The organism is Pseudoalteromonas luteoviolacea H33-S, assembly GCF_001625695.1.
Taxonomy (GTDB): Bacteria; Pseudomonadota; Gammaproteobacteria; order Enterobacterales; family Alteromonadaceae; genus Pseudoalteromonas; species Pseudoalteromonas luteoviolacea_B.
On record NZ_AUXY01000058.1, the window covers coordinates 20,840 to 34,554 of the forward strand.

Sequence of the window (13,715 nt, forward strand, 5' to 3'; positions counted from 1 at the left end):
CTACTCTTCACTAAACCAGCAAATATTACGTGCAGCCATAATAAAGTCGCCCGCTTGCTGTTCAGATAATTCAGTGATCTCAACTAATTCGTCGATACCCTGTTCTGCTAAATCTTCTAGGGTGATAACGCCTTTGCTCGCCATCACAAATGCTAAGTGACGATCTAAACCTTCTAAGTCTAGTAGGTCTTGAGCAGGTTCAGCACCTTCTAAAGACTCTTCATCACGAAGTGCTTTAGTTGTTAAAGCATCTTTTGCACGTTTACGTAACTCTTCAACTGTGTCTTCGTCTAGCCCCTGAATTTCAAGGAACTCAGCAACTGGCACGTATGCCACTTCTTCAAGCGTAGAGAAACCTTCGTTGATTAAAAACTCTGCAAAGTCATCATCAATATCTAGGTTGTCAGTAAATAGGCTGATCAGTTTATCAGATTCTTCAGCGTTTTTACGCTCCATATCTTCAACTGTCATTACGTTCAGTTCCCAACCAGTTAACTGGCTAGCAAGTCGAACGTTTTGCCCGTTACGGCCAATCGCTTGTGCAAGATTATCGGCTTCAACAGCGATTTCCATTGTACGTGTATCTTCATCCATCACAATTGATGCAACTTCTGCCGGAGCCATTGCATTAATTACGAACTGAGCTGGATTGTCGTCATATAGTACTATATCAACGCGCTCTCCGCCTAGCTCTGTAGATACTGCTTGTACACGTGCACCACGCATACCTACACATGCACCTACTGGGTCGATACGCTTGTCATTTGATTTAACCGCAATTTTTGCACGTGAACCAGGATCACGAGCTGCACCTTTGAGCTCGATCATCTCTTCACCAATCTCTGGTACCTCAATGCGGAATAATTCCATCAGCATCTCTGGCTTAGAGCGAGTAACAAATAATTGCGCGCCGCGCGCTTCAGGCTTCACTTCATACAATAGACCACGAACACGGTCACCTGGACGGAAGCTTTCACGTGGCAGCATATCTTCACGATAAATAACCGCTTCAGCATTGTTACCCAGATCAATCACAACTGTATCACGAGACGCTTTTTTAACTACGCCCGTAACAAGTTCACCTTTTTGATCTTTATATGCATCAACAACGAGTGCACGCTCAGCTTCACGTACTTTCTGTACGATAACTTGCTTTGCCATTTGAGTTGTAATGCGGTCAAACTGAATAGACTCAATTTGCTCTTCAACATAGTCACCCAGTTGTAACTCTGGCTCTTCTACTTGTGCAGCTTCGATGGTAATTTCAGAATATGGATTTTCTAATGAACCATCTTCTAGCGGCTCTGCAACCTGCCAGCGACGGAACGTATCGTATTCACCCGTTTTCCTATCAATAGAAACGCGTACTTCAATTTCACCGTCATGTTTTTTCTTTGTTGCAGTCGCCAGTGCGAACTCTAACGCCTCAAAAATTTTCTCTCTTGGGACTGCTTTTTCGTTGGATACAGCTTCTGCAACCAACAAGATCTCTTTTGCCATAGGTTTTGCCTCGCTTGCCCTGGTCCTTCGCACTTAATCTTAAAATTTGGCGATAATATTAGCTCTCTCGACGTTACTAAGCATAATGTGATGCTCGTGTCCGTCGACAGTTAGCGTAATCATATCGCCTTTAACTGCTACTAGGTCGCCTTTAAAGTTGCGACGACCATCTTGTGGAAGTTTAGTGCGCAAACGCACCTCTTCACCTTGCGCGTCCTCATAGTGAGCTTGTTTGAATAATGGTCTATCCACACCCGGTGAAGACACTTCTAAGTTATATTCATTTGTAATGGGATCTTCTACATCCATAATCGCGCTAATTTGGCGACTTACTTCTGCACAATCGTCAACATTAATGCCATTCTCATGTTCAATGTACACTCTTAGTGTAGAATGACGACCTGCTTGCACAAACTCTAGACCGAGTAGCTCAAAGCCACACGCTTCAACAGCGGGCTCTAGCATTACGGTTAAATCTTGCTCGAGTTTTGACACAAATTACCTCCATACAAACAAAAAAAGGGCTCATGGCCCCATCAATTCAGCTGCATGTTCTTGGGCCTACATTGCTAATATCTAGCACCAGACACAACAACGCCCCGAACCAAGCGGGGCGTCACACCAAAAACAAACTGTGTGGCCAAAGGCCGTGCTTGGTTGCGGGCTGTACCAGCCTAAATTAAGCTGCGCTTAAACGCAAAACGCGCATTACCATGAATGCGCGACCTTTAAGAAATATAGAAACTTCTTAATATTGGTTGCGGGAGCCGGATTTGAACCGACGACCTTCGGGTTATGAGCCCGACGAGCTACCAGGCTGCTCCATCCCGCGTCCACATGCAGCAATAAGCTGCTCAATTGGCGTGTATTATAGAGATTGTTCCATTAATACGCAACCACTAACTAGATAAATTACCCAGCCGTTCAAATACAGCTCAATTACAGATTAGTTCTTTAACAATCATTAACATACAGCGCTTGTACCTATTTTAGATTTCTCTATACTTCACATTTCTTACAATTAGGAGACAATAAAATGAATAAAAGGTCATTTCAGGCAACAATCGCTGCACTTTCGACATTAATCTTTAGTGGCGTCGCTACAGCAAACTCATGTGCAAAAGCTGGCCCGCAAACTCCACGCGACATTGATAACCTAGCAGGTGACAATAAGCGCATCTTCAGTCTCGCTCCCCCTTCATCACAAATGAATCTGTGCAATATTCACTTTCATAAAAATGCAGAACACAAAGCAAAAGACTTTTCAGTATTTGCGGGAGATGGGAAATACGGTGGCTATCAATGTAATGCGACTTCTAGCCTTACACCCGCTGAACTAAAAGCACCAAAAGGCAAAATATGTAAAAACGTCAAACCTGGTGACACTATCGAAGTACATTGGGTGCATAGCTCATGTGATGTCAAACCTGGCAAAGGTTTAGGTTCATGCCTTAATGAGCAATGTGCAAATCCAGATCTACGTGTAGAAACGCAAGTGTTCTTGGTCGTGAACGATGAAAATGCGCTTGATTTTAATGACTTAAGCTATGACGGAAATATCGCTAATGGTTATCACCAGCCAAAACATATCCCAAATACAACAGGTAAGCCGGTAGAGTTTTTAGGTTCTACAACTGGACCAAGCTACAACGACAAGCAATGCTCTCCTCTACAAGTAACTTGGAGCGTCCGCCCAGCTTGCGCTAAAGTTGACATCAACAGTTTAGCCGAGTGGTGTGAAGATAACGTCTTTGAAGAAGATCACGCACATGGTGTTAGACAGCTAGTTACTGATCCTAAACTATTGTCTCCTATCAAGTAAAATTAGTAAGTAATGCAGAAATGGGTTGTTTTCATTTCTGCATTAGTGATAAATAAGTTTGCAATCATAAAAGTCTCGTGGCTATACTTGTGAAAAGTGTGCTTTTTAAACAAAATAGAATTCGCACTATGAGTAACTACCCAAGTTTAATTTGTTTTGTTTGTTGTATCAGTTGAGTGATGGCAAAGCAGATTTGATTAAAAACTTGAGCATGGATCCGCTCTAATCGTAATTGGAGCGATTATGAGTATTTCACCCTATCAATATCAACTGCTAAGTCAGTCATTTGCGACTATTAAACCTAACTTTCACTGTTTTTGTGTCAGTTTCAACCACCGCCTTAAAATGCACCCTATGTCGATGGTCATACCCAATGCCGAATCACAAATTCTGACAATCGAATATCAGTTACGAGCTTTTATCCAACAAAGCTTGATCAGAATGGCAAACCAAAAAGAACTGTGCCGATATATCACAGAAAATATCGCCACGATAAAGTCACTGCGACCATCCGCATGTGATATCAGAATTTTGTGTAATTGCTTTTTAGATACTCTCAAAGTGCACCTTGGTAAGCAATTTACACTCGCAGTCAGAAATGCCTGGAAACGCGCTTTGCATATCGTTGCAAATGTACTCAAGGCTGAGCTATTTGGCATGTCAAATATTGTTTACTTAGACCAAATTAGACAACAAAAGCAAATCGGCCATTCCTGAAGTTATGATGACAATCAAAGTATGAATGAGTAAACTGGACCTAAATTAGGTTAACTAGGTGAGTTTATGAAGCGTATCGCTGTTTTAATGGGTTTGAGTGTATTTTTTACCACTGGATGTGATGTATTTGAAAACTCTAAAGCCCAAATAGAAGCGCAATATTTGTCGGAAAACCAAGAGCTTCAAGCTGTTATCGAGCAGATCCGAGAGCAAGGACTCGAAGCCATGGCACAAAGTGCACAAGCAGGTACTATGGCCAGCTGTGTTGCAAGCAAACTTGACGGCGACCCGATGGGTGCCTTGGTTGAAGTAGAAGGTGCACTGCAAGATGGGGCAAGCGTCGCGGAATTAGCAAATTCAATTGCCAGTTTAACTGAACAAGAGATCAGCTTGGAAAGTATACCAGAGTTGTTAAAAGCTGGTGCCGAGACAGTGACCTATCTGAAAACTTTATTGCAAACTTATGACTTAGCTGAGCTACAAACACAGTTCGCAACGTTATTAGAACAAGGTCAAACAAAAACTGAAGATATCGGCACCCACTTACGTGGATTAATAGAACAGTGTAATTAAATATGACGGTGGGCATACATAACGCATGGCCACCGCTTTTCAGACTAGAAAAGACGCCAGCGCCTTTTTTTAGTGCGCACTTTATGTACCCAGTTAACTTCAATAGTGGTCACTGCTAAAACATCACTATGCGCTTTAGCTATTAATTCATAACTGACACTTTCTACAGAACCAAAATTCAATGTGTACGTAAAGCTATCAGTATTAGCCCAACATTGTAAAATGCGTTTAGATTCGCTTTCTCTAAGGCAATAATCCCCCGCGGCTGGTGCTGATATATCAAATACCACATCAGCATAGCAGGTACGTCCTTGGTTCAGCGCAACACATTTAGTTGGTGATGCATTTAATATCCCTTTACGCGTTTCGTTAGCCATTGATTCAGTTGACAAAGCACTAACAAAAACCATGATTACCCAAGCAAATCTAGAATACATACTTCACTCCAGTAAAAAATACTCGAGCATAGTTTGAATCAATCAGTGGGCTACTTTTCACACCGCCTGAGCCAACCAAAATTGAAGCGCCTGCACTATATACCCAATCCTGCGCGATAGGATAATTTACTTGAGTTTGAACAAATGCTGTCGCGCCATCTCCGGCAGTAAAACCATACAAGTAATCGTTTACTTCAGAGGGCGACACACCATAAAAATAATTATTAAAATTTTGAGAGTAATAGTTAGCGCCAAAGTTCAGCCAAAGATCCCAATTGCGTAACTCAAAATTACGCGTCGCTTCGATATGAAAAACCCATCCATTCGAGTCACCAAACACATCATAGACTAATTCAGCAACGGCTAAAAACTCTCCAATGTTTCGATAATAAGCAAGACCTATGGACTGGTCTACTTTACGGCGATTAATCGTTTTTAACTCTTCAACTCTATCATCTTCGTTTGAATAATAACCTGTATCTGAGAATGGGATTTGATAATTGCCAAAAATCGCATCTAACCCCCAATCCTCCTCTTGAATCAACTGATAGCCTAAATCGGAACCACCAAAAAAATCTCCCGAATGTGTATTCAGATAGAATTGTTTGTATTGGATTTTGGCATCTATCAAAGGAGAGAGGGAAGAAAATTCATTTTTGGCGCCAATTAGCTTTGGTAGTTTAGTATTGACATAAAAAGCACCTACACTTAATTGCCATTCAAAGTCATCTTCATCATACCAAGGCTCAGCATGTGCTTTACTTGCAACAGCCATACACATTGCAAGCAGCACTGACGTTATTTTTTTCATTACTTATTATCTTTATTGCGCATTTGTGCCGAATTCAATTCCAGATCATACCTGAGCATTTCTCATACAACAAGTAAACATTAAAACCAATTACACCAAGCTTTTACACAAAATGGCGTTGCTGGCTGTGTAAGTACTTTACCCAATTACATGTCAACACGGAGAAAAGCAATATCATGCAAAATTAAGCTTCCTCTATGACACATCGCCACAGTGTACTGAGGTATAAGTAGGATATAATAGGTCTAAAGAATTTACCTAAAAATTAGCGATGACAATTACTCAATTCGATAATGCCGGCAATACTATAAGAAAGTCGCGTTATTTATATTTTTAGAACAACTCTTTTCTCACGGAAAAATAACCACTAGGCACTGTGACTTCTTCGTACAATACAGACAATAGCTCTCACTATGCTATGGTGAGTAACGTATAAATATCAGTGCGTTCACTTTTTATAAATAAATACGCAATTACTCACTTAAATAAGTATACAAAACCCGCTTATATATCTGCTCAATTGAGAGTAAATCAGTGATAGAAACATGTTCATTAACTTGATGTATTGAGTCATTTTTTACGCCACATTCCACTACTTGTGTATGCTCATTAGCAAAAAATCGGCCATCTGATGTGCCACCAGCCGTGCTCAGCGCAGGATATTGTCCCAATTCTTCAGCAATGACGTTTTCTATTAAAGATAAAAAGCAATTACTTTGCTTTTTGCCAGTATAAAATGACTCGCAAGGGCGCTCCCAAGAAATATCAATATCAGCGTCAAAACACTCAACAAGCGCAGTCAGCCTCTGGCAAATATCACCACTTTTATAGCTGTGACTATATCTCACATTAAATGTCACCTCGCATGCTGCGGGGACCAAATTATCAACGATATCAGGCACCGTTATCCCTGTTACCTGAAGCGTCGTTTTAGAACCAGGTTCATCCAAAGACCAGTTTAAGTGTGATAACTGGGTTACCAACTCACCTGCAATATGCGCTGCATTGACTGTAAATTCAGGATAGGCAACATGACCTGCTTTGCCATTTATAATAAATCGGCCGGAAATTGCGCCTCTTCGACCATTTTTTATGGTATCCCCTACTAGTTTATGCGACGTTGGCTCACCAACCAAACAAGCATCTAACACCACCCCTTTTTGCTTTAAATACTCTGCAATAAGGACAGAGCCATCAGTTGCTTCACCTTCTTCATCTGATGTGATCAGCCAATAAAATGAACCAATTTTTTTATTGCTTGATTGACAAAAATCTATGGTTGCATTGAGCATGGCCGCCACCGAGCCCTTCATATCTGCAGCGCCTCGACCATAAATAATATCATCCACAATCTCAGCCGAAAATGGGTCAACCGCCCAGCCTTCAGATGTAGCAGGGACAACATCCACATGTCCAGAATAGGCCAAAACGGGCCCATCGCCAAAATGCTTATAGGCAATTAAATTTTTTACCCCATTAGATTCAATCAGGTCCACCTCAAAATCACATTTGTGTAATTGCTTTTGTAAAAATGCGATGGTCCCTGCATCACAAGGCGTAATTGAACGGGCTCTAATCAAATGTTGTAAGTGCTCTATAACTGAAGGGATAGTTTGAACGCCCGTTTGAAGAGGTTGTGGCATGCTTCATCACCAAAAAACTATTTTCTTCATTAAACGTGCTAAAAGTGTCCAATTTATGTCTAGTAAATTGCACATTTATTACTAATCACCCACGTCCAAAAACGACTCTTAGATTACACAGCGAAAAAATACAGCAAATTTTCAACACAAAACGCTATAAAAACTTATCCCAAATCAAACTTTCAAATATTTCTGAAAGATGAAAAGTCAAATTTGATCTAGAACAGTTTTTTAATTGTCGGAGCCCTTACTATAGAGCCATTAAAGAGAACCAACTGGTATAGGTTCAGGAGATGAAAATGAATAAACTAACAGCTGCTTTAATTTCAACTTTATTAGTAACAGCACCACTCGCTCATGCACAATTTAGCGTTAACGTAGGTGCGATTCATGTAAACCCAATTGATACAGCATCAGCGATTAATGAAAATAGAGCTCTGGGGCTATCAGCAGATTCTGACACACAATTAGGTATCACATTCGACTACCACTACAATGATAACATCGTATTTGAATTAGTCGCAGCAACGCCATTTTCTCATACTGTGCAAGGCGAAGGAGGCTTAGCAGGGAATGACATTGCTAAGATTAAACACTTGCCACCGACACTTTTAGCGCAGTACCACTTCTTTGACAAGAGTGCCAAATTACGTCCATTCATTGGTGCGGGTTTAAACTATACAGTCTTCTTCGATGAAGAACCGAGTGCAGCATTAAAGCAGACGCTAGGTACAGATGATGTAAAAGTCGACTTAGATAGTTCATTTGGATTAGCATTACAGCTAGGTTTGAATTATGAAATCAATGACAAATGGGGCTTGCATGTGATGGTGTCGAAAATGGATATCGACACAGATGCAACCGTTTATGCAAATGGTAGCCAAGCGCTTACTTCTGATGTTGAAATTGACCCATTTGTAGCGATGATTGGTGCTAAGTACAAGTTCTAATATTCGAAATAGATTTCTCAATCTTGGCCACTTATGTGGCCTTTTTATTGTTTGCTTTTTTCTGTTCCAGCATTTCTTTCCAATGCACAATTTCGTTGGGCAGCTCAGGCTGTTCCCCTTTAAACTCTGCAAGCTCCAATAAATCTTCAACCGCTACGATACCTTTTCGACTTTTAAATACACCTCGGACGTAGGCAATAGCATGTAAGCCTTTTTCAGAATGAAACTTTTGCTCTATATAAAAGTACTTATGATCCCAACCTACCACGCGCGTCGTCACTGAAAACTTTTGCATAGGTTTAATGTCGCGAATATAAGTGATCGCTGTGGCATTTACGATAGGAAACCATTTTCTTTTGAGGATTTTATTGAGCAAGCCTACTCGCTCGGTCATCCAAGTTCTAGCAATGTCCATCATTGCCAAATAACGTGAATTTGTTAGGTGTAGATTGATATCACAGTCCGTTGGTAAGGCTCTAAAGTCAATGCTTGTTGGATCCAACATCCCTTCATAAGTTTTATTTTGTTTAATTTTCCAAAACAGAAGCAATAAGCGAAAATATAAATTCATGTTCCAATTGGTCTAACCAGTAATTTGTCTTGCCAGTGTATCATAGCCTTTAATTGCAACAAGCGTGTTCAGTTATATATTTAATGACTTGTTAAATTTTGAGCAACTTGCTTTATGTTATAAACTGAATTAAGTTTTCTTTATCTTCAAGATAAGTGTTTATTTATGAATAATATATTCAAACTTGGCTTATTCATCACAGCGCTGAGTTTCAGTGATCATGTACTTGCTAACTTTGACTTGTCCGGGAAAGGGGTTGTTACTTACCCAACTGGCATCACAAAAGATTTTGACTTTGGTTTTGGCTGGCAAGCATCAGACAAAAAATTCCGTATTGGCAAAAAAGCCTATTCAATGTCTCAACTTCCTGAGTCGTACTCTATTGCTTTGACCTTAAGTAAAGACGATTCTAGAGTTTGGATCCAAGAGTTTAACGCTGGCTATATTGAAGCCTTTCAATGGCAAATTGGTAAAAATAAACTAGAGCTAGCAAAGAAAGAGTTTAAAACCCCAGTGAAAGGGAATTATGTGCTTACGCTCAATAATGTTGATTACTTTTTAAGTAGAAATAATGTCAGTATTGACGTGCATTTTGATGATTCTGGTGTCAAACATGTTCGCTTGGAAGGCGTCACGAGAAGTATGGGCACCAAGAAGTAGGCGCCCAGAAAACACTTTATACCTTAACAGTTTTTCTATTGATGCCATATTCGCGTAGCTTGTTTGCTACCGCAGTATGGCTCAGACCTAAGCGCTTCGCTAACTGTCTTGAGCTAGGGTAAGCAGGATAAAGCTTTCTTAATAACGTTGCTTCAAAACGTTTAACGGCTTGCTCAAGCGTGCCTTCAAAGTCCGATTCCAAATAACCTAAGTCATGTGTAAAGGTTGGCAATTGCATATTTTCAATACGTAGCTCTTTATCATCTAATAATGACACTGCGCGATAGATAGCATTTTCCAGCTGGCGTACGTTACCAGGCCACGGGTATTGCTCTAAAAACTCAAGGCACTCAGGGTGTAAAGAAGGAACCGCTTGACCATTTTGCTGTGCATATTTTTGAATAAAATGCTCTGCCAATGGCTTAACATCCGCTTTGCGATCTCTCAAAGGTGCAATTTCTAAGGTTAAAACATTGATGCGATAGTAGAGGTCTTCTCTAAACCCGCCTTCTTGTACCATGGCTGGCAAGTCTTTTTGAGTAGCGGCTATTATGCGAACATTCACTTTAACTTCGTTTTCGTCGCCCACCTTTCTAAAGGTGCCATCTTGTAAAAAACGCAGTAACTTTGTCTGTAACTGTTCAGACATTTCACCGACTTCATCAAGAAACACGGTACCACCATCCGCTTGCTCTAAAACACCACGTTTAGATGGTACTTGCTCATCAAAACTTGCGTAGCCGAACAGTTCAGACTCTGCAACATCATCAGGCAATGACGCACAAGACAAAGCAATGAAAGGTTTTAACGAGCGGTTTGATGCATAGTGACATGCTCTTGCTAGTAGCTCTTTTCCGGTTCCTGTCTCGCCAGTAATTAAGATAGGTGCCTCTAACTGTGCCATTTTGCGCGCTTCACGCACCACACGTCGCATCGCAGTGCTTTGGTTATGTATGGTTGCAAAGCTTTCTTGTCCATAACGTCTAAACGCGCTGACTTGCTGGCCTAAACGGCTTTGAGACTTAATATTGATGACCGCACCTGCCAAAACATCTCCCTCAGTAGCCTGAGGCACAGAAATAGGCAGTATGTCTGCAATAAAATCTTCTCCAGCAACTTCTACACGTGTTGTCTGTCCCAACACCTCACTGCCTTCTAACCAGCGCGTAAAGTTAAAACCTTTTAATAGCAAGTTGATACTGGTGCCAATCACTTCATCAAGTGACAAGTTTAAGTCTCTGCATGCAGCATCATTGCAATGCCTCACGCCACCTTTTGCATCAATAGAAATGACCCCGTCAGGCAATGCACTTAATAACGTATTGAGTTCATTATGCTCACGCTCAGAAGGCAAAAACGCCGTAGTGCGAACATCTTCAACACCATCAATTAATCGAATTTCAGGCATGATTTTCTGAAACTGTTCAAACTCAATGGGGGGAAAGCTCACATACATACGGCAATTTACCGAGTCAACTTCAATCCCCTTTAAATCAACTCGATAGTTAACCAATATATTGAGTATTTCTTGTGCAATACCAATACGGTCGGCGCAATGAATCTCTAAACGCATCTGTTCCTCAAAACGGTTTTTTACCTCTGGCCGGATCATACTCTAAGAATAGTCTTCAGCCTAGCAAATTGTAAACATTTTTGGACAGATATTTTCTAAGTCATAATTAATAATAATGACCTATAATAAACACATGATATTTAAGATGTTTAATTCAGAATAAATGATTGCAAGTCGTTCAGCACACACTTTATAATACTAAATAATTAAATAATGTTAATATAAATGGTGGGAGAGCCAATGAAAGCAAAAAAACTAGCTGTAGTTCTAACATCCATTTTTCTTAGCGCTTGCTCCGTTGAAGACCCTTATGAGACGGGGCCAACCGAATCTCAGCAAGCTGAACAAACCGAGCAAGACAAACAGCAAAACGAATCGCTGCAATGGCAGATCAACATTGCTGATGCGTCAAATAATAATGTCACCGATGCGACAGTCGTTATTGCAGGCAATACCTACCAATCCAATAGCAGCGGTGTTATTTCTATACCCACTTTAAAACCCGGTAATTACAGTATTTCGGTTTTCAAAGAAGGGTTTGAGCCTTTACTCACCACAGTACAGGTATCCAGTGCCAATACACAGCTCAATTTGCGCTTAGTCGCCAAACCCGAGGGCGCAATCACCTTATTTTTTGCAGGTGATACCATGTTTGGTAGACGCTATATGGACCCAAGTTTAACCACTATGGGCAATTCAGTACCAGATGTTGAAGGCGCACTCATTCGCGCGAGCACAGCGGCTCAAAATGCCATTGAGATCACTCAGTATATTAAGCCCTTAGTTGAACATGCAGATTTTTCATCAGTTAACCTAGAGACCCCAATTCTAGATACTCCCACCAGTGTTCACCCAACCAAAGAGTTTGCTTTTTTCTCCTTGCCTGAAACATTACAAGGGCTCACAGAAATCGGCGTCGATTATGTCGCTTTAGGTAACAATCACGTTTATGATTATTTGCAGCCTGGCTTAGCAGATACCATCAAATATGTATCAGAGGCTGGCTTACTGTACAGTGGCGTAGGCAACAACAACACTGAAGCTTATGCCCCCTTAATTACCTCGGTAAACGGGTTTTCACTTGGGCTCGTCTCTGCAACATCCATTACTGGTGATGACAACCCCATTAATTATATTGCCGAGGAGCAAAAAGGCGGTGCAGCAGATCTCACCCAAAGCCAGCAAGCGACTTCGGCTGTAGAGCAAGCAATCGCACAAAGTGATTATGCCATTGCACAGCTACATGGCGGTGACGAATACTCATATGCACCCACGCGTTACATTAGTAATCGATTTAATTTACTCAGTGAGCTAAAACCTGACTTACTGATTGCGCACCATCCTCACGTTGCACAAGGTTTCAGCCTGCAAAACGAAACCCCCGTGTTACTCGGATTAGGTAACTTTGTATTTGAACAGAACCGGATCGAAACCTTGCTCGGTGTCGCTGTAACATTGGAGGTAATGCCAAATGCAACCCCCAAAACCACACGCGCTCGGGCTTACCCTATTTACCTAGAAGACTATCGACCTAAATTAGTCACTGGTTTTTTAAGTGACTACCTCATGAGACGACTTGGTGAGTTCTCTCAAGGCGGTGTTTCAGTCATTCCTCGCACTGGTTATGCGGAAATCGACTTTTATAATAGCCGTACACCAAATCTTGTAGAAACCGCTCAGATCTCACTCAGCGCAGGTCAGCATATTGTTGATTTAAGAGAGTTTGTACCGAGTAATGCCTTTTTGACTAAGGTATCATCCAGCGGTTCTGCAGTACTAAAATTAGGTAGAGACTTGATGTTATTTGGTGACTTTGAAGATTGGGATAACGATGACACATTTGGTGAGGTTTCTCGTTGGGAAAATGACAGCGAAAATATCACTCCATGCTTAACTGGCGCACGCAGTGGCAAACAAGCCATGTGCCTAGTTCGTACCCAGTTCGACAATAGGCCTTTACGTATGCCCTTTAAACATACGATTCGCACTATGCCAATTACCCCCAATGAATCTACATTGCTGGCATATCATGACATGAGCCTTTATGGATACAATAAAGGAATGAACGCCGGTGCACTGGATGTTGAACTCTCCATCACGACATCGGAAGACAACCTGCTCTTCTCAGAGCAAACCATTCGCCTTGCTGAGCCTGGGGAATATAATTGGCGCAAGTTTGAATATAGCTTTTCACTACCTGACGATACAAATACGCTTGGCCCTGAGCAGCTACCCGCTCGTGCAGTTAAATTAGCCTTTGTACATTCGCCGCCAGATGATGGCGAAGCAACGCTCATCTTAGATGACTTAGCCCTTATATCATGGCAAAAAGATATCTCGCTTTCCGATAACGTTTGGCAAAGCAATGCCATTCATGGGCTCGACTTTTTACATGTCACAACACAACAGGACGTTACCTTATCTTTTGAGTTTTCAGCATTTGACTAGGTAGCTTAAC

The 13,715-nt window shown here is 41.2% G+C and carries 13 protein-coding genes and 1 tRNA gene; 6 read left to right on the top strand and 8 right to left on the bottom strand.

Annotated elements, in window-relative coordinates; genetic code table 11:
- From nusA to N477_RS06810, 3 genes are all read right to left on the bottom strand, one after another.
- Entirely contained in the window at nucleotides 1-1,500 is a 1,500-nt protein-coding gene (gene nusA / locus N477_RS06800; RefSeq protein ID WP_063361757.1) for a transcription termination factor NusA, read from the bottom strand.
- 39 nt (nucleotides 1,501-1,539) lie between these two features.
- Nucleotides 1,540-1,995 (bottom strand): ribosome maturation factor RimP, encoded by a 456-nt coding sequence (gene rimP, locus N477_RS06805; RefSeq protein ID WP_063361758.1) that lies wholly within the window; start codon nucleotides 1,993-1,995, stop codon nucleotides 1,540-1,542.
- Nucleotides 1,996-2,255: 260 nt separating this feature from the next.
- Nucleotides 2,256-2,332 (bottom strand) — tRNA-Met (locus N477_RS06810).
- 204 nt (nucleotides 2,333-2,536) lie between these two features.
- Between N477_RS06810 and N477_RS06815 the strand changes: the two genes are divergently transcribed.
- The 3 genes from N477_RS06815 (at nucleotide 2,537) to N477_RS06825 (ending at nucleotide 4,612) form a co-directional block, all read left to right on the top strand.
- The gene (locus N477_RS06815; protein WP_063361759.1) at nucleotides 2,537-3,322 is read left to right on the top strand and encodes a delta-class carbonic anhydrase; all 786 of its coding nucleotides are present in this window, start codon (nucleotides 2,537-2,539) and stop codon (nucleotides 3,320-3,322) included.
- Between the two features lie 243 nt (nucleotides 3,323-3,565).
- The gene (locus N477_RS06820; RefSeq protein ID WP_063361760.1) at nucleotides 3,566-4,039 is read left to right on the top strand and encodes a globin; all 474 of its coding nucleotides are present in this window, start codon (nucleotides 3,566-3,568) and stop codon (nucleotides 4,037-4,039) included.
- A gap of 66 nt (nucleotides 4,040-4,105) precedes the next feature.
- Nucleotides 4,106-4,612, top strand: coding sequence for a hypothetical protein (locus N477_RS06825; protein ID WP_063361761.1), 507 nt, complete (start codon nucleotides 4,106-4,108; stop codon nucleotides 4,610-4,612).
- A gap of 44 nt (nucleotides 4,613-4,656) precedes the next feature.
- Here the strand turns inward: N477_RS06825 and N477_RS06830 are convergent, their stop codons facing one another.
- The 3 genes from N477_RS06830 to dapE all read right to left on the bottom strand — a co-directional run bounded on the left by N477_RS06830 (nucleotide 4,657) and on the right by dapE (nucleotide 7,503).
- Nucleotides 4,657-5,049, bottom strand: coding sequence for a DUF3019 domain-containing protein (locus N477_RS06830; protein WP_063361762.1), 393 nt, complete (start codon nucleotides 5,047-5,049; stop codon nucleotides 4,657-4,659).
- Complete coding sequence (locus N477_RS06835; RefSeq protein WP_063361763.1) at nucleotides 5,039-5,860, bottom strand: MipA/OmpV family protein; 822 nt, start codon at nucleotides 5,858-5,860, stop codon at nucleotides 5,039-5,041. The genes N477_RS06830 and N477_RS06835 overlap by 11 nt, the downstream gene beginning before the upstream one ends.
- 473 nt (nucleotides 5,861-6,333) lie before the next feature.
- Complete coding sequence (dapE, locus tag N477_RS06840; RefSeq protein WP_063361764.1) at nucleotides 6,334-7,503, bottom strand: succinyl-diaminopimelate desuccinylase; 1,170 nt, start codon at nucleotides 7,501-7,503, stop codon at nucleotides 6,334-6,336.
- Between the two features lie 299 nt (nucleotides 7,504-7,802).
- On the opposite strand from dapE, the gene N477_RS06845 reads away from it, so the two are divergent.
- Complete coding sequence (locus N477_RS06845) at nucleotides 7,803-8,453, top strand: OmpW/AlkL family protein (RefSeq protein ID WP_081216446.1); 651 nt, start codon at nucleotides 7,803-7,805, stop codon at nucleotides 8,451-8,453.
- Nucleotides 8,454-8,484: 31 nt separating this feature from the next.
- Here N477_RS06845 and N477_RS06850 read toward each other — a convergent pair whose 3' ends face one another.
- Complete coding sequence (locus N477_RS06850; protein WP_063361766.1) at nucleotides 8,485-9,024, bottom strand: thioesterase family protein; 540 nt, start codon at nucleotides 9,022-9,024, stop codon at nucleotides 8,485-8,487.
- Nucleotides 9,025-9,189: 165 nt separating this feature from the next.
- Here N477_RS06850 and N477_RS06855 point away from each other — a divergent pair, with 165 nt between their 5' ends.
- Nucleotides 9,190-9,684 (top strand): hypothetical protein, encoded by a 495-nt coding sequence (locus N477_RS06855; RefSeq protein ID WP_063361767.1) that lies wholly within the window; start codon nucleotides 9,190-9,192, stop codon nucleotides 9,682-9,684.
- A gap of 16 nt (nucleotides 9,685-9,700) precedes the next feature.
- Here the strand turns inward: N477_RS06855 and tyrR are convergent, their stop codons facing one another.
- Complete coding sequence (gene tyrR / locus N477_RS06860; RefSeq protein ID WP_063361768.1) at nucleotides 9,701-11,257, bottom strand: transcriptional regulator TyrR; 1,557 nt, start codon at nucleotides 11,255-11,257, stop codon at nucleotides 9,701-9,703.
- A gap of 240 nt (nucleotides 11,258-11,497) precedes the next feature.
- Between tyrR and N477_RS06865 the strand changes: the two genes are divergently transcribed.
- Nucleotides 11,498-13,705, top strand: a complete 2,208-nt coding sequence (locus tag N477_RS06865) for a CapA family protein (protein WP_155731833.1) — start codon at nucleotides 11,498-11,500, stop codon at nucleotides 13,703-13,705.
- Nucleotides 13,706-13,715 lie beyond the last annotated feature (10 nt).

Coding starts and splice junctions, on each gene's coding strand:
- nusA (WP_063361757.1), bottom strand. CDS start 1,500: ATGGCAAAAGAGATCTTGTTGGTTGCAGAAGCTGTATCCAACGAAAAA.
- N477_RS06815 (WP_063361759.1), top strand. CDS start 2,537: ATGAATAAAAGGTCATTTCAGGCAACAATCGCTGCACTTTCGACATTA.
- N477_RS06820 (WP_063361760.1), top strand. CDS start 3,566: ATGAGTATTTCACCCTATCAATATCAACTGCTAAGTCAGTCATTTGCG.
- N477_RS06825 (WP_063361761.1), top strand. CDS start 4,106: ATGAAGCGTATCGCTGTTTTAATGGGTTTGAGTGTATTTTTTACCACT.
- N477_RS06830 (WP_063361762.1), bottom strand. CDS start 5,049: ATGTATTCTAGATTTGCTTGGGTAATCATGGTTTTTGTTAGTGCTTTG.
- N477_RS06835 (WP_063361763.1), bottom strand. CDS start 5,860: ATGAAAAAAATAACGTCAGTGCTGCTTGCAATGTGTATGGCTGTTGCA.
- dapE (WP_063361764.1), bottom strand. CDS start 7,503: ATGCCACAACCTCTTCAAACGGGCGTTCAAACTATCCCTTCAGTTATA.
- N477_RS06845 (WP_081216446.1), top strand. CDS start 7,803: ATGAATAAACTAACAGCTGCTTTAATTTCAACTTTATTAGTAACAGCA.
- N477_RS06850 (WP_063361766.1), bottom strand. CDS start 9,024: ATGAATTTATATTTTCGCTTATTGCTTCTGTTTTGGAAAATTAAACAA.
- N477_RS06855 (WP_063361767.1), top strand. CDS start 9,190: ATGAATAATATATTCAAACTTGGCTTATTCATCACAGCGCTGAGTTTC.
- tyrR (WP_063361768.1), bottom strand. CDS start 11,257: ATGCGTTTAGAGATTCATTGCGCCGACCGTATTGGTATTGCACAAGAA.
- N477_RS06865 (WP_155731833.1), top strand. CDS start 11,498: ATGAAAGCAAAAAAACTAGCTGTAGTTCTAACATCCATTTTTCTTAGC.